This window comes from Micromonospora sp. NPDC047738, assembly GCF_040642675.1.
GTDB lineage: Bacteria > Actinomycetota > Actinomycetes > Mycobacteriales > Micromonosporaceae > Micromonospora.
On sequence record NZ_JBEYSO010000001.1, the window covers coordinates 87,666 to 109,049 of the forward strand.

Below are 21,384 nucleotides of genomic sequence, written 5' to 3' on the forward strand. Positions count from 1 at the left end.
CACGGTGAAGATCCTGCACACCTCCGACTGGCACGTCGGCAAGGTCCTCAAGGGGCAGTCCCGCGCCGACGAGCACAAGCAGGTGCTCGCCCAGGTGATCGAGATCGCCCGGGTCGAGCGGCCCGACCTGGTCATCGTGGCCGGCGATCTGTACGACACCGCCGCGCCCACCCCCGAGGCGACCCGGCTGGTGACCCGGGCGCTGACCGCGCTGCGGCGCACCGGGGCGGACGTGGTGGCGATCGGCGGCAACCACGACAACGGCCAGGCGCTCGACGCACTGCGGCCCTGGGCCGAGGCCGCCGGCATCACCCTGCGGGGCAGCGTCCGGGACAATCCGGCCGAGCACGTCATCGACGGGGTCACCGCCGGCGGCGAGCGCTGGCAACTGGCCGCGTTGCCCTTCCTGTCCCAGCGCTACGCGGTCCGCGCCGTGGAGATGTACGAGCTGACCGCCGCCGAGGCCAACCAGACGTACGCCGACCACCTCGGGCGGGTGCTCGCCCGGCTGGCCGACGGCTTCACCGAGCCGGACCGGGTGCACCTGGTGACCGCCCACCTGACCGTGGTGGGGGCGAGCACCGGCGGCGGCGAGCGGGACGCGCACACTGTCCTCGGCTACGCGGTGCCGGCCACGGTCTTCCCCGGCAACGCGCACTACGTGGCGCTGGGTCACCTGCACCGCTCACAGCGGGTCATCGGGCCGTGCCCGATCCGCTACAGCGGCAGCCCGCTCGCCGTCGACTTCGGGGAGCAGGAGAACTTGGGTTCGGTGACGCTGGTCGAGGTGACCGCGACGACCGCCGCCCAGATCCGCGAGGTGCCCGTGCCGGGGGCGGTGCCGCTGCGGACCGTCCGGGGCACCCTGGCCCAGCTCGCCGAGCTCGACCCGCCCGAGGGTTGGCTGCGGGTCTACGTCCGCGAGCAGCCCCGCGCCGGCCTGCGGGAGGAGGTGCAGGAGCTGCTGCCCCGGGCGTTGGAGATCCGGATCGACCCGGAGCTGATGCCGGCCCCCGGCAGCGCCACCCGCACCGCCCAGCGGGCCGGCCGCTCGCCTCGGGAGCTCTTCGCCGACTATCTGAGCAGCCGGGGCCACGGCGACGACGGCGTCCAGGAACTCTTCGACGAGCTGCTCGAGGGGATCGATCACTGATGCGGCCGATGCGACTGGACATGGCCGGGTTCACCGTCTTCCGCGAGGAGACCACCGTCGACTTCACCGACGCGGACTTCTTCGCGCTGGTCGGGCCGACCGGTTCCGGAAAGTCGACGGTGCTCGACGCGATCTGCTTCGCCCTGTACGGCACCGTGCCCCGCTGGGGCGGCACCCGGGGCCTGGCCAACGCGCTCGCCCCGTCGGCGAACGAGGCCCGGGTCCGGCTGGTCTTCGAGTCCGCCGGTGACCGCTACGTGGCCACCCGGGTGGTGCGCCGGGACGGCCGGGGCACCGTGAAGACCGCCAACGCCGGGCTGCAGCTGATGCCGGCCGGGTTCGACGTCACCAAGCTCGACACCGGGCTCAGCCCGGAGGACCTGGGCGAGGTGGTGGCCGGCACCCCCGCCGAGATGGAGCAGGCGGTGCTGGACGCGGTCGGGTTGCCGTACGAGCAGTTCACCAGCTGCGTGGTGCTGCCGCAGGGGCAGTTCGCCGACTTCCTGCACGCCAAGCCGGCCACCCGGCAGCAGATCCTGGTCAACCTGCTCGGCCTCGGCATCTACGAGGAGGTGCAGAAGAAGGCCACCGAGCGCGCCGGGCAGGCCGAGGCGAGGCTGGAGACGGTCGACAAGCTGCTCGGCGGCCTCGCCGACGTCGACGACGAGACGCTGGCCTGCGCGCGGCAGCGGGTCGACCGGATGGGCGAGCTGGCCGAGGCGGTCGCGGTGGCCGTACCCGAGCTGGACCGGGCCCGGGCGACGGCGCGCGAGCAGGCGGCAGCGCTGGCCGAGCGGGACGCGGAGCTGGCCGTGCTGGCCGGGGTGCGGCCGCCGGACGGGATCGCCGAGCTGGCCCGGGCGGTGGCGGCGGCGCGGGTCGCGGCCGACGAGGCCGCCACGGCCGTCGGGCTCGCCGAGGAGCGGGAGGAGAAGCTGCGCGGCGAGTTGGCCGCGGCCGGCGACGAGAGCGCGCTGCGGCTGCTGGTCAAGGCGCACGCCGACCGGGAGAAGCTGACCGGCCAGGTGGCGGCGGTCCGCGCGGCGGTGGCTGCGGCGCAGACCGAGCACGACGCGGCGGTCGGTGCCCTGGCGGAGGCCCGGGCCGCCGCCGAGCGGGCCGAGGCGGAGCTGGAGGCGGCGTTCCGGGCGCATGAGGAGGCGAAGGCCGCCGACCAGGCCGTGGCGCTGCGCGCGCACCTGGTCGAGGGCGGCCCGTGCCCGGTCTGCGAGCAGGCCGTCCCCCGGGTGCCGGCGGTGCCGGCCGGGTCGGCGGTGGCCCGGGCGATCGCGGCCGGCAAGGCGGCCCGGGCGGCGAGCGAGGCCGCCAAGCGGTCGGTGCAGGAGCGCGACGCCGCCGCCCGTGAGCTGGACCGGGTGCTGCTGCGCGCCCGCGCCGAGCACGACCAGCTGCGGACCCGGCTGACCGAGCTGGACGACCAGCTCGCCGACGCCGCCGCGCCGGCCGCGCTGCGGGAGGCGCTGGACGAGCACGCTCGGCTGCGCCGCGCCCTGGAGGAGGCCGCCGGCGCGGTCCGCGCCGGACGGGACGCCGCCCGCCGAGCCCGGGGCGCGCTCGACGGCGCGGAGGAGCGGCTGCGCCGTGCCTGGCGGGACTTCGACACGACGCGGGACGGGCTGGCCCGGTTCGGCCCGCCGGCCGCCGACCGCGACGACGTGGCCGCGGCGTGGACGGCGCTCGCCGGCTGGGCCGGTGAGCAGGCCGAGCGGCGGCGCGCCGACCGGGACGGGCTGGCCACTTCGGTCGGCGCGGCCGAGGCCGCCGCGGCCGAGGTCGAGGAGCGGATCGGCGAGCTCTTCACCGCGGCCGGACTGGCCGTGGCCGACGATCCGCGGCGGGACGCCGCGGTGGCGGTCGAGCGGGCCGAGGCGGAGTTGCGCCGGCTGACCGAGCGGCGCGAGCAGGCCGCCGAGCTGCACGAGCAGCGGGCCGGTCACGAACGGGAGGCCCGAGTGGCGCGGGCCCTCGCCGGGCACCTGCGAGCCAACAACTTCGAGCGATGGCTGCTGGCCGAGGCGCTGGACCTCCTGGTCGACGGCGCGTCGCGGATCCTGCGGGAACTCTCCAACGGCCAGTACGACCTGGTGCACGACAAGGGCGAGTTCTTCGTGGTCGACCACCACGACGCCGGGCTGCGGCGCGGGGTGCGGACCCTCTCCGGCGGGGAGACGTTTCAGGCGTCACTGGCCCTGGCACTGGCGCTGTCGGAGCAGCTCGCCGGGATGTCCACCAGCGCGGCCAGCCTGGAGTCGATCGTCCTGGACGAGGGCTTCGGCACGCTGGACGCGGCCACCCTGGACACGGTCGCCGCCACCCTGGAAAATCTGGCCGCCCGGGGCGACCGGATGGTCGGCGTGGTCACCCACGTGCCGGCCCTCGCCGAGCGGATCCCGGTCCGTTTCGAGGTCCGCAAGGACGCCCGCACGGCCCGGGTGGAACGGACGGGCCTGTGACGCGGTTCTACGTCGACGCGTGGGATCCGGCGTACGGGGCGTCGTTCGAGGCGGCCGGCGGGGGCGGACCGGCGGCGCCGAGCAGCGCCCAGGTCGACGTCGGCGTCGAGCTGCCGGCGACGGACTGGCGGGCGATCGACGCCCGGCGGGACGTGCTCGCCCCGGACGTGGTGCTGCTGGTCGACGGGGTACGCCGAATCGACGCGAGCGTCTGGACGGCCGAGGACGACGGCGGCTCGTTCCCGGGCATCGCCGCCTCGTACGCCGCCGGGGTGGTGCGCTGCGACCTGGAGCGCGGCGCGGCGGAGCTGGCCGGGGCCCAGGTGGGCCGGGGCCTGTTCACCGCCAGCCCCTCCGCCCAGGACGTGGTGGCCGGGCAGATCCGTTACCCGGTGCACCGGGTCGGCGGCACCGGTGAGCTGAGCAAGCTGCCGGCCGCGGTGCAGGCCCCGCTGACGGCGCTGGAGGTGGCGGTCTCCGACGCCGCGCGTACCGATGGTGACCTGCTGGTGGTGGACGGCCCGCTGCGCAGCCGCCGGCACCTGCCGCGCACCCTGGGCTACATCAAGACGCAGCACAGCCAGTACCTGGACGCGCGGCTGACCGCGGTGGTCACCGGGTTGGCCCCGGGGCAGCGCTGCCCGGTGTTCCGGCTGGAGACCGCGTGGGGCGGCTACTCCTGGTATCTGCGGCTGCCGGTGGCCGGGGGCGCACCCTGGGCGGGCATCGTCCGGATGGAGTGCTCCGCCGAGCTGACCCCGGCCGAGGCGATCGAGCTGGCCGACCTCGCCCTCGTCACCCTGCCCCGGTTCGCCTCCACCCCGTACAAGGATCCCCGGGCCCCGCAGAACCTGATCCCGATCGCCGGCCTGGAGCGCCGGCTGCGCGGGCTGCTCGGCGACGCCCGCCTGCTGCACCGGGTGCTGACCGCGGCCGCCCGGGGAATCCGCCGCTGATGGGCCGGCGACGCGGCGCGGACCGGGTGGCCGAGCAGGTCGACACCGGGCAGGCCGAGCTGGTGCCCGACCCGGACCGACCGGGTTCCTGGACGCTGCTGCTCGACGGCGCACCGCAGTCCCATGTGGACCTGACGGATCCGACCCACCTGGAGTTCGAGTACGTCCGGCGGCTGGCCGCCGCGATCGACCTGGTCGCCCCGGCCGGCACCCCGCTGCGGGTGCTGCACCTGGGCGGCGGCGCGCTGACCCTGCCCCGGTACGTCTCGGCCAGCCGTCCGGGTTCGACGCAGCGGGTGTCCGAGGTGGACGGCGCGCTGGTGGAGCTGGTCCGCCGGGCGCTGCCGTGGCCCGCCGACGCCCGGCTGCGGGTACGGGTGGCGGACGCCCGGGCCACCCTCACCGCCAGCCGGGAGGCCAGCTACGACCTGGTGGTGGCGGACGTTTTCGCCGGTGCCCGCACCCCGGCCCACCTGACCTCGGTGGAGTACGCCGCCGAGGTGGCCCGGGTGCTCCGTCCGGGCGGGTTCTATCTGGCGAACATCGCCGACGGCCCGCCGCTGCGGCACGCCCGCGCCCAGGTCGCCACGGTCCGTGCGGTGCTGCCCCGGGCCTGTGTGGTCAGCGACGCGGCGGTGCTGCGGGGGCGCCGCTACGGCAACCTGGTGCTGGTCGCGTCGCGGGTCGACCCGCCGGTGGCGGAGCTGTCCCGGCGCGCCGCCGGCGACTGGTTCCCGGGCCGGGTGCTGGCGGGCGACGAGCTGGACCGGTTCGCCGGAGGCGCTGCGGTGGTGCGGGACGCCGATGCCCGGGATTCCACTCCGCCGCCGCCCGGAATTTTTTCCGTGCGCCGTTGATCCGTCCGGCGGACCGCTCCGTATCACCCCGGCGGCCATGCCCGTGGGGGCCGGCTGATGGTCCGCGTGGCAGAGTGACCGGGTGACCTCCCCCGCCGTCCACCGGACGCTGCGCCCCCCGGCCGGCTACCGGCTGGCCAGGTCGGTCCGGTCGCTCACCTTCAGCCCGTACGACCCGTGCGCGCGGGTCGCCGCCGGCGCCTTCTGGTGGGCCACCCGCACGCCGGCCGGGCCGGCCACGCTCGCGCTGCGCCCCGGCGGGGACGAGTTGGTCGCCGAGGGGTACGGGCCGGGAGCGGACTGGGTCGTCGAGCGGGCCGACGCGATCGCCGGGCTCCGCGACGACCTGACCGGGTTCGCCGACCTCGCCGCCGGGCACCCGGTGGTGGCCCGGCTGGCCCGCGAGCACCACGGGCTGCGGATGCCGGCCACCGGCCAGGTCTTCCCCCGCCTGCTGCGGGCGGTGCTGGAGCAGAAGGTCACCGGCAAGGAGGCGTACCGGGCGTACGCGGCGACGGTCCGGCACTTCCGGGAGCCGGCGCCGGGACCGATGTCGCTGCTGCTGCCGCCGCAGGCGGCAGCGGTGGCGGCCACCCCGTACTGGGTCTTCCACCCGTTCGGGGTGGAGCAGCGGCGGGCCGACACGCTGCGCCGCGCGGCCGGCGCCGCCGAACGGCTGGAGCAGTGCGCCGACACCGTCGAGGCCACCCGCCGGCTCACCGCGATCCCCGGGATCGGCCCGTGGACCGCCGCCGAGGTGGTCCGGATCGCATACGGCGACCCGGACGCGGTCAGCGTCGGCGACTACCACATCCCGAACACCGTGGCCTGGGCCCTCGCCGGGGAGCCGCGCGGGAACGACGCCCGGATGCTGGCGCTGCTGGAGCCGTTCCGCGGCCACCGGGGGCGGGTCTGCGTGCTGCTGGAGGCGGCCGGCATCCAGGCGCCGAGGTACGGCCCCCGCGCCCCCATCCGTTCCTTCGCCGGCTACTGACCGCTCCGCCGGCCGGGGTGCGGATCAGCCCCGGGCGCAGAGCCGGCGCAGGGTGCGACCGAGCCACCAGGCGTAGCCGTGCTGGACGGCCCGGGCGAGCGGACCGGCGGCGCGGAGGTACCAGCGGGCCGGGCGGCTGAACGTGGTCACCTCGAACCAGACCCCGTCGGCCGCCCGGGTGACCACGAACGCCTCCTCGCCGATCTCGGGATGCCCGGGCAGGGTGCCGTAGCCGAAACCAGCCCGGTCCGGCTCGTCCACCGTCCAGACCACCTCCGTCGGGCCCCAGATCCGCAGCGGGCCGACGCCGAGCCCCGGGGTGACCCGCACGCCCGCGGCGGCGCGTGGCGCGTCGGTGCGCATCACCACCCCGGCGGCCCGGTGCAGCCGCCAGTCGAGCACCGCCTTGGCGGCGGTGGGAAAGCCGCCGTCCGGCAGCCGGACCCGGTGGCGCAGGTGGTCGTAGCCGGCCGGCAGCGCGCCCTCGCGGGTCGCCCCCACCTCGGGGTACGTCAGTTCCGGCACGGCGGCCACCTCCTCGCGGGGACAGCGCCAGCCTACGGCCCGCACCCGGGCGGGCGGGCGGCTACGCGGCCTCGTGGAGGTCGGCCAGGCTCACCGGGGCGTACCGGCGGAGCAGCTCCTCCAGCTCCGCCACCGAGGCGACCTCGCCGATGACGTTGGCGCCGCCGCCCTGGTCCGGGCGGTAGCGGTGCACCAGCCGGTAGCGGTACCGCCCGCGGATCAGTTCCAAACTGACCCGCCAGCGTCCACAGCATCCGCAGATCCACTCCGGCACGCGGCGAACGGTAGCCCTGACCTGCGGTTTCACCATCCGGTCGGGGGTGACGAACCGACCTGTCCGGGGACACGCCGCCCGACGCCACCGGTGATCTGCCTCACCGCTGTCGGTGGCGTCTGATTGACTGGTCGCCGTGGACCTGCCGATCAATCCGCCGGTCGAGCCGATGCTGGCCAAGAGCGTGCCCCAGCTGCCCACCGCCCCCGGCATGACGTACGAGCCGAAATGGGACGGCTTCCGCTGCATCATCTTCCGCGACGGCGACGAGGTCGAGCTGGCCAGCCGGGGCGGCAAGACGATGACCCGCTACTTCCCGGAGGTGGTCGAGCAGGCACGGCGCCAACTCCCGCCCCGGTGCGCGGTCGACGGCGAGCTGATCGTGATCCGCCGCGACGGCCCGGGCGGCCAGCCCCGGCTCGACTTCGAGCTGCTCGCCCAGCGGATCCACCCGGCCGCCTCCCGGGTGAAGCTGCTCGCCGAGACCATCCCGGCCGACTTCGTCGCGTTCGACCTGCTCGCCCTCGACGACGAGCTGTTGACCGACCGGCCCTACCCGGAGCGGCGGGCCCGGCTGGAGCAGGCACTGGCCAAGGTCCGCCCGCCGGTGCACGTCACCCAGATCACCACCGACCCGGAGACGGCCCGGCGCTGGTTCGACGTGTTCGAGGGGGCCGGGCTGGACGGGCTCATCGTCAAGCCGGCCGACCTGCCGTACGAGCCGGGCAAACGGCTGATGTTCAAGGTCAAGCACGCCCGCACCGCCGACGTGGTGGTGGCCGGCTTCCGCTGGCACAAGTCCGGCCCGGTGGTCGGCTCGCTGCTGCTCGGCCTCTACGACGACGCCGGCGTGCTGCACCACATCGGGGTCAGCTCGTCGTTCACCGCGGCCCGGCGCAAGGAGCTGCTGGACGAGCTGGAGCCCTACCGCGATGTCGACGGCGACCACCCGTGGGTGCACGGCGACCACGAGCGGGGCCAGCGCATCCCCGGCGGGGTGAGCCGGTGGACCGGCACCAAGAACCTGGAGTGGGAGCCGCTGCGCCCGGAGCTGGTGGCCGAGGTCGGCTACGACGCGATGGAGGGTGACCGGCTGCGGCACACCGCCCAGTTCGTCCGCTGGCGCCCTGACCGTGATCCCCGCTCCTGCCGCTACGACCAGCTGGAGCGCCCGATCCGCTACGACGTCGACCAGGTGCTGCGCGGGGATCCGGCGGCGACCATCGGCAGCGCGTCCGGTCGGGCGTAGCCTGGCCGTTGACATGATCACGGAAGGCTGCCACGTGACCCGCTTCTCCGACCGGATCCGCCGGGTCCGACCCGGCCTGGCCGGGTTCGCCGCCGCGGTGGTGCTCACCGCCGGCTGCACCCTGCCGGCCCTCGCCCCGCGCACCGAGAGCCAGGGCCCGGCGGCTGCCCCGGGCACCGCCCCGACCTGGCGCGCCTGCCCGGAGGTCCCCGACGAGCTGGTCGGCCGGGGCGCACCGGGCATGCGCTACGAGTGTGCCCGGATCGCCGTGCCCCGGAACTGGGGCAACGGCGCCGCCACCGGCGCGACGGCCGGGCCCGGGGCCGGCGAGACCTTCGAGATCTCGCTGATCCGGATCAGGTCGAACAAGCAGCACGACCGGATCGGCTCGCTGGTGGTCAACCCCGGCGGTCCCGGCGCCTCCGGCGTGGACACCGCCGTCTATCTCTCCTTCGGCCCGGCGTTCGGCGGGCTGCCGGCCGCGGTGACCGACCGCTTCGACATCGTCGGGTTCGACCCGCGCGGGGTGTCCCGGTCCAGCCCGGTCAAGTGCATCTCCGACGCCGACCTGGACGCCAGCTTCGGCTACGACCCCGACCCGCAGAGCCAGGCGTCGTTCGACGGGTTGGCCGCGCTCAACCGGCGGATCGGCACCGGCTGCGGCACGAAGTACGGCGACCAGCTCCCGCTCTACGGCACCGAGCAGGCCGCCCGGGACATGGACGCGGTGCGCGCGGCGGTCGGCGACGAGAAGCTCACCTACCTCGGCTACTCGTACGGCACCCTGCTGGGCGCCGTGTACGCCCAGCTCTACCCCAAGCGGGTCCGGGCGCTGGTGCTCGACGGCGCGGTGGACCCGCAGCAGAAACTCATCGCCGGGTCGGAGAGCCAGGCGAAGGGCTTCGAGCGGGCCTTCGACAACTTCGCCCGCTGGTGCGCGGACAACGCCGGCCGCTGCCCGATCGCACCGGACGCCCGGGCCGCCGTCACCAGCGCCATCGACAAGGCCAAGGTCTCCCCGGTCCGCAGCCGGGACGGCCGGGAGGCCACCGCGGGCTGGGTGTTCTACGCGGTCATCTCGTCCCTCTACACCGAGGCGGGCTGGCAGGAGCTGGCCCGGGCGATCGACGCGTTGCAGGGCGGCGACCCGACCGGGGTGTTCAAGCTGGCCGACGCGTACGCCGGCCGCGGCGACGACGGGCACTACTCGAACCTGTTCGACGCCAACATGGCGGTCAACTGCGCGGACGAGGCCGAGAAGCCGAGCCCGCAGCAGATCCGCCAGCTCCAGTCCCAGTGGCGGGCGAAGTATCCGCTGTTCGGTCCGGCTCTGGCGGTGGGCATGTTCGGCTGCATGGAGTGGCCCGGGGGGCGGGATCCGTACCCGACCGGGAAGGCGGCCGGCGCCCCGCCGATCGTGGTGGTCGGCACCACCGGCGACCCGGCCACCCCGTACGAGCAGACCGCCGCGCTGGCCTCGATGCTGGGCGTCGGGCAGGTGCTCACCTGGGAGGGCGAGGGGCACACGGCGTACCCGCAGACCGCCTGCATCACGGCCGCCGTCGACGCGTACCTGATCTCGCTGACCGTGCCCCGGGCGGGGCTGCGCTGCCCGGCGCGCTGACCACCGCCCATCGCCGGCTGTCGCTGTGTCACGCTGCCGGCATGACCGACGCGATCTTCCGGGAGGCGGTCCGCGCGGACCTGCCGGCCATCATCGCCCTCCTCGCCGACGACGTGCTGGGCAAGGCCCGCGACTTCACCGAGGTCGACGACGCGTACGAGAAGGCGTTCGCCGACATCGCCGCCGACCCGCGCAACCACCTGGTGGTCGCGGACGCCGGCGGCGAGTTGGTCGGCTGCATGCAGATCACGTACATCCCGGGGCTGGGCCGGCACGGCGCCGAGCGGTCGCTGATCGAGTCGGTGCGGGTCCGCTCCGACCTGCGCGGCCGGGGGTTGGGGCGGCAGATGATGACCTGGGCCATCGACCAGGCCCGGGCGCGGGGCTGCGCGCTGGTGCAGCTCACCACCGACAAGACCCGCGCCGACGCGCACCGCTTCTACCGCAACCTCGGCTTCGTGGCCAGCCACGAGGGGATGAAGCTGGCGCTCTGATCCCGGCGGCTCCCCCACCGGAGGGAGCCGACTCCCCGCCGTGCGGGATGATCGCCGTCGGCCGGCACGGGCAGACTGGGCGGGCAGTCGACGAACGGGAGTCACATGTCCACCGCCACCGCACCGGCCGCCGCCCACCCGCGCGACGGCCGGCCCGCACCCGCCTGGGCGGTCCGCGCCGCCCACCTGATCCCGCTGGTCGTCCTGCCGTCCGGGCTCTGGCGGCTCGCCCTGGTCGCCGGTGTCCCGATCGGCGCGTACGAACACGGCGCGCCGGTCCGCACGCGCGGCTGGGAGAGCGTCTACGTCGTCTCGCTGACCGTGTTCTCCGAGGCGCTGGCGCTGCTCGCGCTCGGCCTGGTCCGCCCGTGGGGCGAGGTGTTCCCCCGGTGGTTGCCGCTGCTGGGCGGGCGTCGGGTGCCGCCGTCGTTCGCGGTCACCGCCGCCACCGCCGGCGCCATCGGGGTCACCCTCGTCTGGGCGTACGCGGCCTGGGGCATCATCGTTCGGGACCTCGTCGTCGAGGGCGATGGCCTGGGCTTCTCGCCGGCCGGTTTCGCGCTGCTGGTGGCCTGCTACGTCCCGCTGCTCCTCTGGGGCCCCCTCCTGCTCGCGGTCACCCTGTCCTACCACCGCCGCCGCTGTCGCGACTGACCGGTTGTCACTCCCGCGGCGCCGGCGCCGACGGTCAGTCGGTGGCCAGGCGGCCGTCGCGGAGGGTGAGGGTGCGGTCGGCCATCTCGATCAGCGCCGGATCGTGGGTGGCGACCAGGGCGGTCATGCCCCGGGCGTGCACCACGGCCCGGATCAGGTCCATGATGGACCGCCCGGTCTCCGAGTCGAGCTGGCCGGTCGGCTCGTCGGCGATGAGCAGGTCCGGCTCGTTCGCCAAGGCGCGGGCCACCGCCACCCGCTGCTGCTGCCCGCCGGACAGCTCGTACGGGCGCTGCGCGGCGTGCCCGCCCAGCCCGACCAGCTCCAGCAGCACCGCCACCCGCTGCTCCCGCTCCGCAGCCGGCACCTTGGCCAGCCGCAGCGGCACCCCGACGTTCTCGGCCGCCGACAGGATCGGCACCAGCCCGAAGGTCTGGAAGACGAAGCCGACGGTGCCCCGGCGCAGCGCGAGCAGCTCGCGCTCGCTCGCGCCGGTCACGTCGTGCCCGGCCACCCGGACCCGCCCGCTGTCCGGCCGGTCCAGGCCGCCGACCAGGTTGAGCAGCGTGGTCTTGCCGGCACCGGAGCGACCCCGGACGGCGACCAGCTCGCCCCGCCCGGCGGAGAAGGACACGTCCCGCACGGCGTGCACCGCGTGCTCGCCCCGCCCGAAGGTGCGGCTCACCGCCTCGACCCGGACCACCTCGTCGGTGGTGACCACGCGGGCCGGCGCCAAAGTCGACCGCTCGCTCATGCCGCCACCTCGCTCCGCTCGGCGCCGGCATGAGGCACCACAACCCTGCACTGATGATTCGCTCGCTGACGCTCGCTCATGCCGCCACCTCGCTCCGCTCGGCGCCGGCATGAGGCACCACAACCCTGCACTGATGATTCGCTCGCTGACGCTCGCTCATGCCTGCTCCTTCTCGGCGTGCGCCCGGTCGCCGGGCCGCACCTCGACGTGGTCGGGTTCCAGATTGAGCCGGACCCGGTCGCGCAGCGACAGCGCGTCCACGAAGGACGCCGGGAGCTGCATCCGGCCGGTCCGGTCGAGCACCGCGTACTCCTCGCTGACCAGCTCGGTGCTGCCGTCGGCCGCGACGCGGGCGGTGCGGCGTACCTCGGAGGAGGTGCGGCCGTCGCGGATCGCGACGGTCCGGCGGACCTGGCTGGCCACGGCGTGGTCATGGGTGACCACCACGATGGTGACGCCCAGCTCGGCGTTGATGGTCCGCAGCGCGGCGAAGACCTCGGCCCCCGTCGCCTCGTCCAGCTCACCGGTCGGCTCGTCGGCGAAGAGCACCTCCGGGTCGTTGGCCACCGACACGGCGACCGCGCAGCGCTGCTGCTCGCCGCCGCTCATCTGGCCGGGCTTCCGGTCCGCGCAGTAGCCGACGCCGACCAGGTCGAGCAGCTCGCGGGCCCGGTCCCGCCGGGCCCGCCGGCTGCGCCCGCCGGCCAGCCGCATCGGCAGCTCCACGTTCTCCAGCGCGGTCAGGTACGGCAGCAGGTTCCGCCCGGTCTGCTGCCAGACGAAGCCGACCATCTGCCGGCGGTAGGCGAGCCGGCGCCGGTTCGACAGGGCGAGCAGGTCGTACTCGGCGACCCGGGCGATGCCGGCGGTGGGCGTGTCCAGCCCGGAGAGGATGTTCAGCAGCGTCGACTTGCCGGAGCCGGAGGCCCCCACGATCGCCACCAGCTCGCCCCGGTCGATGACCAGGTCGAGACCCTGGAGGGCGACCACCTCCACCCCCTCGGTCTTGAAGATGCGGACCAGGCCGTCGCAGACGATGTGCCCGCGCAACCGGTCCCGCCCGCCGGCCCGTTCGGCGGCGCGCTGCGCGGCGCGCTGCTGGAGGGCGGCCAGGTCCGGCACGGCGGAGGCTGGCTGTCCGGGGTCGCTGCGCGGCGTCAGACGCGCCGAGCCCGGATGGCCATGGGCGGTCGCTGTCATCTCAGCTCTCCTCTCCGAGCCGGAGCACCTCGCCGAGGCGCATCCGGCGGTTGTTCAGGGCCTCGACGGCGATCGCGAAGCCGAGGGCCAGCGCGGCGAGGCCCAGCACACCGGCCACCAGGCCGGGTTCGAAACTCGCCCGCACGGCGACGCCGCCGGTGAACGCGGGCAGGCCCAGCACCGGGGTGAGCAGCATCGGCAGCAGCGCCCCGACGACCGCGCCGGTGAGCACCGACACCAGCACCAGCGGGGTCAGCTCGACCAGCAGCAGCCCGCGCCACTGCCGGCGGGACAGGCCCATGGTGCGCAGCCGGGACAGCACCTGCCCCCGCCCCCGCGCTCCGGCGAGGACCGCGAACGCGAGCGCGAGCAGGCCCAGCGCGCCGCCGCCGGCCGCACCCATGGTGAAGCCGAAGACCAGCAGGCCGTTCACCCCGCTGCCGCCCAGTTCGGCGCGGACCGCCGACCGGACCCGCAGCTCCGGCTGGCGGGGCCGCTCCCCGGCGGTGACCGCCCCGGTGCGCTGGTAGCGCTGCTGCCCCTCGTTGACCGCCCGGGCCACCGCGGCGTGGTCCACCCGCTCCCCGGCCAGCACGAAACCTGTGGGTACGAGCGGATGCGGGGCGTTCGCGGGCAGCGTCGGCCAGGGCAGCACCACGAACCGCTCCACGTTCCGGTCGATCAGCGGGAATTCGGTGACGGTGGCGGCGGTGCGCACCGGCAGCCGGTTGCCCTGCACGTCCAGCCAGGCTGGTCGGCGGCCCTGCGGGTCGGCGAGCCCGGCCTCGGTGAACTCGTCGGCCAGCGCCGGGGAGACCAGCGCCGGCAGCGGCGTGGTGCCGTCGCCGGTGGCGCGCAGCGCGTCGGGGACGGTCACGGGCACGCCCGCGCGGCGGGCCACCTCGGCGAAACGGGCGCCGTCGACCAGCAGCACCCGGGTGTCGCCGACCCCGCCGAACCGGCCGGCCTGGTCGGCGTACGGACGCACGTTGGGCTCGACCAGCAGCGGGGCCACCGCTTGGGCGCCGGGCAGCGCGGCCAGCGCCTCGGTGGTGTCCGGGGCGAACCGTTCCCCGTTGACCAGGACGTCCCCGGGGACGGCCCGGACGGCGGCCCGGTCCCGGCCGGCCTCGATCCCGGCCGCCACCACCCCGCAGAACGCGGCGGTGGCGACGGCGAGGACGACCACGACGAGCGGGCCGGTGGTGGCGGCCCGGCCGGCGCGGGCGGTGCCGAGGAACGCCACGCTGCCCCGGGCTCGGGCGGCGAGCCGGCTGAGCAGCCGCAGCGGCCACGGGTACGCCCGCAGCGCGACCAGTGCCGCGGCCACCGCCAGCAGCACCGGCACGGAGACCAGCAGCGGGTCCACCGACCCGTCGAGGGCCAGGCCCCGGCGGCGCAGCAGGAACGCCCCGAGCACGGCGATGCCGAGCACGGTCACCTCGACGGTGAGCCGGACTGTGGTGGACCGGGTGCTGACCAGGTCGGCCCGGCCGGCGCCACCGCGTGCGGCGGTGAGCGCGGCGGCCGGCGGGACCAGGGTGACCAGCACCGCGACGAGCAGCACCCAGCGCAGCTCGGTGCCCTCGCCGGGCAGTAGGCCGCCGAGCAGCCAACCGAAGCCGGCCGCGGCCGGCAGCACGAGCACCGACTCGGCGAGCCCGCGGCGGAGCACCGCGCCGGTCGAGCCGCCGCGGGCGCGCAGCAGCACGTACTCGGACCGGCGTCGGCGCGCCGCCAGGCGGGCGGCGAGCAGGGTCAGGCCGGCCAGGGTGGCGAGCAGCCCGGCCGCGATGATCGCGAGCAGCGTACGGGCGGCGGCGAGCGAGTCGGCGAACTGCCGCAACGGGATGTCGACGCCCTGGGTGAAGCCGAGCCCGGACGGTTTGGGGGTCCGGTCGAGGCTGCTCAGCCCTTCGATCAGCGCGTCGAGCTGGGCCGGGGTGATCCGGTCCGGCGAGATCCGGTAGCGCCAGCCGAAGCTGACCGGCCAGCCGGCCCCGGTCAACGCGGCCAGGCCCTGGTCGGAGGTCACCCCGACCAGCAGGAACGGTTCGCCGTCCCCCTCGGGTTCGCCGAGCCGCAGCAACGACGGAAGCGCGTCCCAGATCCCGTCGCGCGGGTCGAGCTGCCGGAAGACGCCGACCAGGCTGATCTCCTTCCTCGTCATCGGGTTGCCGGCGACGTCCAGGACGGACAGCGTGAGCCGGCTACCGGCACGCAGCCCGAGCCGGCCGGCGACCGTGTCGGCGAGGGCCAGCTCGACGGAGCCGTCGGCAGCCACGTCCGCGTCGGGCCACCGGCCCTCGACCAGGGTCGCCGCGTCCTCGATGCCACTCACCGTCCGCAGGCTGAGGTCGATCAGCCCCTTGTCAGCGGTCAGCTCCGGTCCCTTCAGCCGGGCGAAGGAGGTCTCCGCCGTGAACCACCGCTCACCGATCGCCTGCCGCACGACGGGCGGCATCCGCTCCTCGAAGCTGTCCAGCTCGGCCGCGCGGCCGGCGAGGACCTCCTGGCTTCCGGACCGGATCAGCACGTCCTTCATGGCGTAGGTCAGGTCTCGGCGGGCCACCGGCTGGGCCGCCACGTACTCCCGCAGCCCCTGCCCGGTGAGCCGATCGGCGATTCGCGGCACCGCCGTGATCAGCAGGGCGGTGGCCAGGGTCAGCACCGCGAGGAGGAGGAAATGTCCCCCGTACGCCCGGACCCGCCGGGCCACCCTGAACAGGCTCATCGTTCTCCCCCGATCCGCAGCTGCACGGCGGCCACCCGCTGGCGGATGCCGGTGGTGATGACGGCGGCGAACGCCAGCGCGGCGAGCAGCAGCCCGGCCGCGGTCAGTCCGATCGGGGTCCAGGGCACCGTGAAGACCGCCTCCGGCACCGGCCGGCCGGCGGCCGGGGTGAGGATCACCAGCGGCACCATGGTGGCCGCGACCCCGGCCCCGACCAGCAGCCCGACGCCGACCCCGATGCCGGCCAGGAAGGCCTGCTCGGCGAGGAGGGCCCGGGCCAGCAGCCGGGCGTTGGCGCCCAGCGTATGCAGCACGGCGAACTCGGTCAGCCGGTGCCGGGTGGTGGCCCACACGTCCACGGCGAGACCGACCAGGGCGAGCAGCGCCGACCCGAGCGCGGCGGCCAGCAGCCCGACCCGGGCACCCCGCCAGTACGGGTCCCGGGCCGCCTCCGCCGCCACCTGGCGCCGGTCCAGCAGGGTGGTCCCGGGCAGCGCGGCGAGGGCCTCCGCCGCGGCGGCGTGACCGCTGTCGTCGGTGCGCAGCCACCACTCGGCCGTCGACCGGACCGTGCCCTGCTGGCGTAGCAGCAGGTCGGTGGCGGCGGGCAGGTCCAGCAGCACCCCGTCGCCGGCGGTGCCGGGGACGGCCTTGACCTGCCCGACCACCGTCACCGGCAGGGAGACCCCGGACAGCGACAGGTTGATGGTGTCGCCGGTGCGGACGTTCAGCGCCGCGGCTGCGCCGGACGTGACCAGCGCTGGCACCGGCGGGTCGTCCCCGACGGGCACCACGGCGATCCGGGCCGCCGGCCCGCTGATGAACTCCCGGAGGCCCTCGGGCACCAGGAAGTGGCGGGTGACGTCGACCGAGCCCCCGTCGACCTGGGCGGCCGCCCGAGCCCCCTCCTCGCCGCTGATCCGCCACCCGCCGTCGAGGGCCAGTGGCCGAATGCCGCCAGCCGCGTCGGTGACCCGGAGGCCGTCGATCCGCAGTCGGTAGCTCTCGCCGACCGCCTCGCCACCGTCGGCCTCGAACCCGGCCAGCCGCACCGGGACGCCGCCGGTCTCGGGCAGGGGCACGGAGAAGGACACCGGCCGGCCGTCGCCCTGGCCGACCGCCAGCGGCAGCCGCCAGGCCGTACCGGAGTCGGTGACGAGCAGCGCGGACACGGACACCCGCGGCTGCTCGAACCGCGTCTCGACGGGGGTGCGAACGGTCCCGGCGAGCGCCCGCGCGCCGGCCGGGAGGGCGATCCCGGCGGCCGCGGCCCGCTTGCGGACCAGCCGGTCGAGCAACGCGTCACTGGACGCGCCACCGGCGGCGTCGTCGAGCCGGAGCATGCCGGCCGCGCCGGCGGCGTCCAGGCTCACCACGGTCGCCTCCCGGTTGTCGCGACCGAGCCGCACGTCGTCGCGCCAGGCCGGCAGCACCCGGTCCAGCCCGGGCACCGCGGCCAGCCGGCCCGCCCGGTCGGCCGGGGCGCTCCCGCTCCGTTCGACCAGCCGCAGGTCGGTGCCGACGGCGTGCTGGGCCTGGTCCCGCTGCGACCGTTCCCAGGAGGCCACCAGCGACCAGGCGAGCGTGCTGCCGCCGACGGCGAGGGCGAGCAGCAGCACCGGCCCGGCGTGCGGCCGGCGGCCGGCCTGCCACATGCCGAACATGGTGGCCGTCCACGGCCGCCGGTCGACGAACCGCTCGGCGACCCGGGTCGCCGGCGGGAGCAGCCGCAACGCGACGACCGCGCCGGCCAGCACCCCGATGGTGGGCGCGGCGGCGAGCAGCGGGTCGATGCCGAGCCGCCCGCCGGCCCCGGCCAGCGGCGAGGAGTACTGCCGGAGCTGGGTCCAGGCGAGCACGGCGAGCACGACGAGGGCCAGGTCGGCGCTGGCGCGCTGCACCGCCGCGCCGCGGGTCGGGCGGGACCGGGCCGCCATGTCGGCGACGTAGGTGCCGGCCCGCCGCAACGCGGGCATCACCATGGCGAGCAGGCAGCCGATCGCGGCGGCGACCGCGACCAGCCAGACCTGGGCGAGGCCGCCGTCGGCCAGCCGCAGGTCGGCGCCGAGCCGGTGCACGGCCTGTTCGGTCAGCGGCGGGGCGAGCAGCATGGCCGGCGCCACCACCAGGGTCGCCTCCCGGACGGCGAGGCCGGCGAGCTGGCCGCGGGCGGCGCCCCGGGCGCGCAGCAGTGCGGTCTGCGCCCGCCGGTCCTCGTTGAGCAGCGCGGCGACCAGCACCAGCGCGTACCCGCCGAGCACCACGATCAGCAACAGCGGGGTGAGCAGGGCGGACCGGCCCACCAGGTCGGCTCGGCCGAGCCGGTCGATCAGCTGGTCCAGCTTGCTGACGGCCTGCGCGGACGAGCCGAGGCCGGTGGCGTCGGGGATCTTCGCCGAGATGGTGGCGACGGCGGTCTTGACCGAGACCAGTCGGCTCGGCTCGACCACCGCGAGGTCCGGCTGCACGAGCCAGGACGCGGACACCGAGCCGGGGAAGGTACGGGCGAAGTCGGCCGGGTCCAGCGCGAACGGCCCGTACGAGGTGACCGCACCCGGGTCACCCTCGCCCACTCCGGGAGCCAGCCGCCAGTACGCCTCGGTCGGGTCACGGGGCCGCCAGATCCCGGCGACCACGACCGCGCCGGCCCGCTCGGTGCTGCGGTCGTAGAGCGGCACCCGATCGCCGGTGCGCAGCCCGAGCTGGCCGGCGACCTTCTCGGGCAGCGTCACCTGCAGCGGGTTTGCCCCGGGCGTCGGCCACGACCCGGCGGTGAGTTGGGCGTGCGCGGCCAGGTTGTCGAGGGTGCCGAGGTTGGCGAAGACCGCGTCGTCGCCGGCCCGGGCGGCGCCGAGGTCCCCGGTCAGCTCGCGCCCGGTGCCGTAGCGGGCGGCGGCGACGGTGACCGGCGCCTCGCCCAGGCCGGCGACGAACTGGGCGCGGACCGCCCGGTCCCGTTCGGCGTACGCGGCCGCGTCCGGGCCGCCGGAGCCGCTGACCAGCAGGCTGCGCTCCTCGGCCGGGGCGGCGTCGAGCACCGCCCGCGCTCCGGCGTCGACGGCCCGCCGGTTGTAGTCGGAGAGCCCGGTGACCAGTGCCACCGCGACCAGGGCCGCCACGGCGGCGGCGAGCAGCAGCCCGCGCGCCTCGACGGCCCGCCTCCACACCAACTTCATCCGACGCCCTCCCCTGGCCCCCGTCGGGCCGATGAAAAGGAAGACCGGTCGGGGGGCGGGAAAGGTTCGCGCCCGTTACATGATCGTTACCAGCCGCCCAGCCACCGGTGGAGAGTGACCCCGCCCAACCCTGATCGTTGGCAGCTTTCTGGCCTGCCTACTGGCCGAAGGTGTAGCGCAGGTTCGCGTTGATCAGTTCGTTGAGCCGCTTGCGAAGGTGTCCGAGCAACGCAGGGTCGGGCACGGGCTCGGCGACCAGCAGAGTCCAGCTCAGCTGCGTGCCTCCTCCGCCGTCGGACTCCAGATCGAAACGTACCTGGGCATCCGGTCGCCTGATCCACAGCGACGACCAGATGACCAGGCGCGGATGCTCGGCGCGCAAGATCTGCGGCGATTGTTCATCGTCGAGCAACCGCAGCCAGGGCCGCGCCGGGTCGCGGTCGGGTTGGGTGAGCGCCTCGAAGACGACGCCGGGTGGGGGTGGTTGCGTGCGCGTGCGGCTACCGGCTTCGAGCATGCCTCAAACCAACCTCGGTCTGGCGTCCGACTCGACGGCGCCGGCCGCTGCCGGCGCCGCGACGACCACGACGAATCCTGCAACCACCGACGAGCCGGCCGGTGCTCTGGACGCCGGTTGACCTACCCGGCTTCCGCCGCGCCCTGCAAGATGGTGCTCGATCCTGGATCGAGTGGCGTCGGGCGCGCTCCGATGCCACTACTTCCTGGATCGAGCACGATCTTGGTGCGGGCGAGGCGGCGGTCAGGCGCGAGGCCGGTCACGGTCCTTGGAGGGCTGCACCCGTTTCGGCTCGCCCGGCATCTTCGGGTATTCCGGCGGGTACGGCAGGTCGCCCTGCCCGGCGGCGGCGTCCCGCTCGGCCCACTCCAGCAGCGGGCTGATGTCCCACGGGGCGTCGTCGATGCCGGCGTGCGGGTCGCCCCGCTCGGCCAGCCGGGCCGGCACGCTGCGCAGGTCGAAGTCGTCCGGGTCCACCTGGGTCAGCTCGTCCCAGTCGACCGGGGTGGAGACGGTGGCCCGCGCGTTGGCCCGCAGCGAGTACGCGCAGGCGATGGTCCGGTCCCGGGCCATCTGGTTGAAGTCCACGAAGACCCGGCTGCCGCGCTCCTCTTTCCACCAGGCGGTGGTGACCAGCTCCGGACGGCGGCGTTCCAGCTCCCGGGCCAGCGCGATGGTGGCCCGGCGCACCTCGACGAACGTCCAACGCGGCTGGATCCGCAGGTAGACGTGCACGCCCCGGCCGCCGGACGTCTTCGGCCAGCCGGCCACGCCCAGCTCGTCCAGCAGCGCCCGCAGCTCGCCGGCCGCGGTGACCGCGTCGGCGAAGTCGGTGCCGGGTTGCGGGTCCAGGTCGATCCGCAGCTCGTCGGGGCGGTCGACGTCGGCGGCGCGGACCGGCCACGCGTGGAAGACCACCGTGCCCATCTGCGCCGCCCAGGCCACGTGGGCCAGGTCGGCCGGGCAGAGCTCCGCGGCCTTCCGGCCGCTGGGGAAGCTGATCTCCGCGGTCCCGACCCACGGGGGTACGCCCCGGGTCGGCACCCGCTTCTGGAAGAACATCTCCCCCTCGATGCCCTCGGGGAAGCGCTGCAACGTGGTCGGCCGGTCGCGCAGGGCGCGCATGATCCCCTCGCCGACCGACAGGTAGTAGTGGAAGACGTCCGCCTTGGTGAAGCCGCGCTGCGGGAAGATCACTCGGTCCGGGCTGCTCAGCCGTACGGTGTGCCCGGCGACCTCGATCTCCTCGGCTGCGGCCTTGGTGCCACCCATTGCGCGACCATATGCGATGCCACCGACGCCCGGCGTACCGTTGACCGGTGAGTCTTTCCGAGAGCGAACTGCCCACCACTGAGGAAGAGTGGCGGGTCCGGCTGAGCCCCGAGGAGTTCCGGGTGCTCCGCGAGCACGGCACCGAGCGGCCGTGGACCGGCGAGTACGTCGACACCAAGACCGCCGGCGTCTACCACTGCCGAGCCTGCGGGGCGGAACTGTTCCGCAGCGAGGACAAGTTCGACTCGCACTGTGGCTGGCCGAGCTTCGACGACGCGATCCCCGGCGCGGTGAAGGAGATCCCCGACAACACCCTCGGCATGCGGCGTACGGAGATCCGCTGCGCCCGGTGCGACAGCCACCTGGGGCACGTCTTCGAGGGCGAGGGGTTCACGCCGAAGGACACCCGGCACTGCGTGAACTCGGTCTCGATCCGGCTGGAGCCGGAGCAGGGCTGAGCTGCCCCGGCGGACCGAC

The 21,384-nt window shown here is 75.4% G+C and carries 18 protein-coding genes; 10 read left to right on the forward strand and 8 right to left on the reverse strand.

The window, feature by feature from the left end; translation table 11 throughout:
• Positions 1–4: 4 nt before the first annotated feature.
• The 5 genes from ABZ783_RS00455 to ABZ783_RS00475 all read left to right on the forward strand — a co-directional run bounded on the left by ABZ783_RS00455 (position 5) and on the right by ABZ783_RS00475 (position 6,434).
• A complete protein-coding gene (locus tag ABZ783_RS00455) occupies positions 5–1,153 on the forward strand; it encodes an exonuclease SbcCD subunit D (RefSeq protein ID WP_357433263.1) in 1,149 nt (382 codons plus the stop codon).
• Positions 1,153–3,627, forward strand: coding sequence for an SMC family ATPase (locus ABZ783_RS00460; RefSeq protein WP_357433264.1), 2,475 nt, complete (start codon positions 1,153–1,155; stop codon positions 3,625–3,627). The genes ABZ783_RS00455 and ABZ783_RS00460 overlap by 1 nt, the downstream gene beginning before the upstream one ends.
• On the forward strand, positions 3,624–4,583 hold the full coding sequence (locus ABZ783_RS00465) for a hypothetical protein (protein ID WP_357433265.1): 960 nt from the start codon (positions 3,624–3,626) through the stop codon (positions 4,581–4,583). Before ABZ783_RS00460 ends, ABZ783_RS00465 begins: the two co-directional genes overlap by 4 nt.
• Positions 4,583–5,440 carry a fused MFS/spermidine synthase gene (locus tag ABZ783_RS00470; protein ID WP_357433267.1) on the forward strand — a complete coding sequence of 286 codons (858 nt, stop codon included), beginning with the start codon at positions 4,583–4,585 and terminating at the stop codon, positions 5,438–5,440. Before ABZ783_RS00465 ends, ABZ783_RS00470 begins: the two co-directional genes overlap by 1 nt.
• An 82-nt stretch (positions 5,441–5,522) precedes the next feature.
• Positions 5,523–6,434 (forward strand): DNA-3-methyladenine glycosylase 2 family protein, encoded by a 912-nt coding sequence (locus ABZ783_RS00475; protein WP_357433269.1) that lies wholly within the window; start codon positions 5,523–5,525, stop codon positions 6,432–6,434.
• Between the two features lie 24 nt (positions 6,435–6,458).
• On the opposite strand, the gene ABZ783_RS00480 is transcribed toward ABZ783_RS00475, so the two are convergent.
• Positions 6,459–6,959, reverse strand: coding sequence for a DUF1990 domain-containing protein (locus tag ABZ783_RS00480; protein ID WP_357433271.1), 501 nt, complete (start codon positions 6,957–6,959; stop codon positions 6,459–6,461).
• Positions 6,960–7,020: 61 nt separating this feature from the next.
• Positions 7,021–7,233, reverse strand: a complete 213-nt coding sequence (locus ABZ783_RS00485; RefSeq protein ID WP_073835409.1) for a hypothetical protein — start codon at positions 7,231–7,233, stop codon at positions 7,021–7,023.
• A gap of 136 nt (positions 7,234–7,369) precedes the next feature.
• Here ABZ783_RS00485 and ABZ783_RS00490 point away from each other — a divergent pair, with 136 nt between their 5' ends.
• From ABZ783_RS00490 to ABZ783_RS00505, 4 genes are all read left to right on the forward strand, one after another.
• Positions 7,370–8,482 (forward strand): ATP-dependent DNA ligase, encoded by a 1,113-nt coding sequence (locus ABZ783_RS00490; RefSeq protein ID WP_357433273.1) that lies wholly within the window; start codon positions 7,370–7,372, stop codon positions 8,480–8,482.
• A 13-nt stretch (positions 8,483–8,495) separates the two neighbouring features.
• Positions 8,496–10,106: an alpha/beta hydrolase gene (locus ABZ783_RS00495; RefSeq protein ID WP_357433275.1), complete on the forward strand. Its 1,611-nt coding sequence runs from the start codon at positions 8,496–8,498 to the stop codon at positions 10,104–10,106.
• Positions 10,107–10,147: 41 nt separating this feature from the next.
• Entirely contained in the window at positions 10,148–10,600 is a 453-nt protein-coding gene (locus ABZ783_RS00500; protein ID WP_357433277.1) for a GNAT family N-acetyltransferase, read from the forward strand.
• Positions 10,601–10,705: 105 nt separating this feature from the next.
• Positions 10,706–11,254, forward strand: coding sequence for a hypothetical protein (locus ABZ783_RS00505; protein ID WP_357433279.1), 549 nt, complete (start codon positions 10,706–10,708; stop codon positions 11,252–11,254).
• A gap of 34 nt (positions 11,255–11,288) precedes the next feature.
• On the opposite strand, the gene ABZ783_RS00510 is transcribed toward ABZ783_RS00505, so the two are convergent.
• The 6 genes from ABZ783_RS00510 to ligD all read right to left on the reverse strand — a co-directional run bounded on the left by ABZ783_RS00510 (position 11,289) and on the right by ligD (position 20,907).
• A complete protein-coding gene (locus tag ABZ783_RS00510; protein ID WP_357433281.1) occupies positions 11,289–12,008 on the reverse strand; it encodes an ABC transporter ATP-binding protein in 720 nt (239 codons plus the stop codon).
• Positions 12,009–12,164: 156 nt separating this feature from the next.
• On the reverse strand, positions 12,165–13,208 hold the full coding sequence (locus tag ABZ783_RS00515; protein WP_357433283.1) for an ABC transporter ATP-binding protein: 1,044 nt from the start codon (positions 13,206–13,208) through the stop codon (positions 12,165–12,167).
• Between the two features lies 1 nt (position 13,209).
• Complete coding sequence (locus ABZ783_RS00520) at positions 13,210–15,942, reverse strand: ABC transporter permease (RefSeq protein ID WP_357433285.1); 2,733 nt, start codon at positions 15,940–15,942, stop codon at positions 13,210–13,212.
• Positions 15,939–19,118, reverse strand: coding sequence for an FtsX-like permease family protein (locus ABZ783_RS00525; RefSeq protein WP_357433287.1), 3,180 nt, complete (start codon positions 19,116–19,118; stop codon positions 15,939–15,941). Before ABZ783_RS00525 ends, ABZ783_RS00520 begins: the two co-directional genes overlap by 4 nt.
• A 157-nt stretch (positions 19,119–19,275) precedes the next feature.
• Positions 19,276–19,635, reverse strand: a complete 360-nt coding sequence (locus ABZ783_RS00530) for a hypothetical protein (protein WP_357433289.1) — start codon at positions 19,633–19,635, stop codon at positions 19,276–19,278.
• 243 nt (positions 19,636–19,878) lie between these two features.
• Entirely contained in the window at positions 19,879–20,907 is a 1,029-nt protein-coding gene (ligD, locus tag ABZ783_RS00535) for a non-homologous end-joining DNA ligase (RefSeq protein ID WP_357433291.1), read from the reverse strand.
• Between the two features lie 47 nt (positions 20,908–20,954).
• Here ligD and msrB point away from each other — a divergent pair, with 47 nt between their 5' ends.
• Positions 20,955–21,365, forward strand: a complete 411-nt coding sequence (msrB, locus tag ABZ783_RS00540; protein WP_357433293.1) for a peptide-methionine (R)-S-oxide reductase MsrB — start codon at positions 20,955–20,957, stop codon at positions 21,363–21,365.
• Positions 21,366–21,384: the final 19 nt, after the last annotated feature.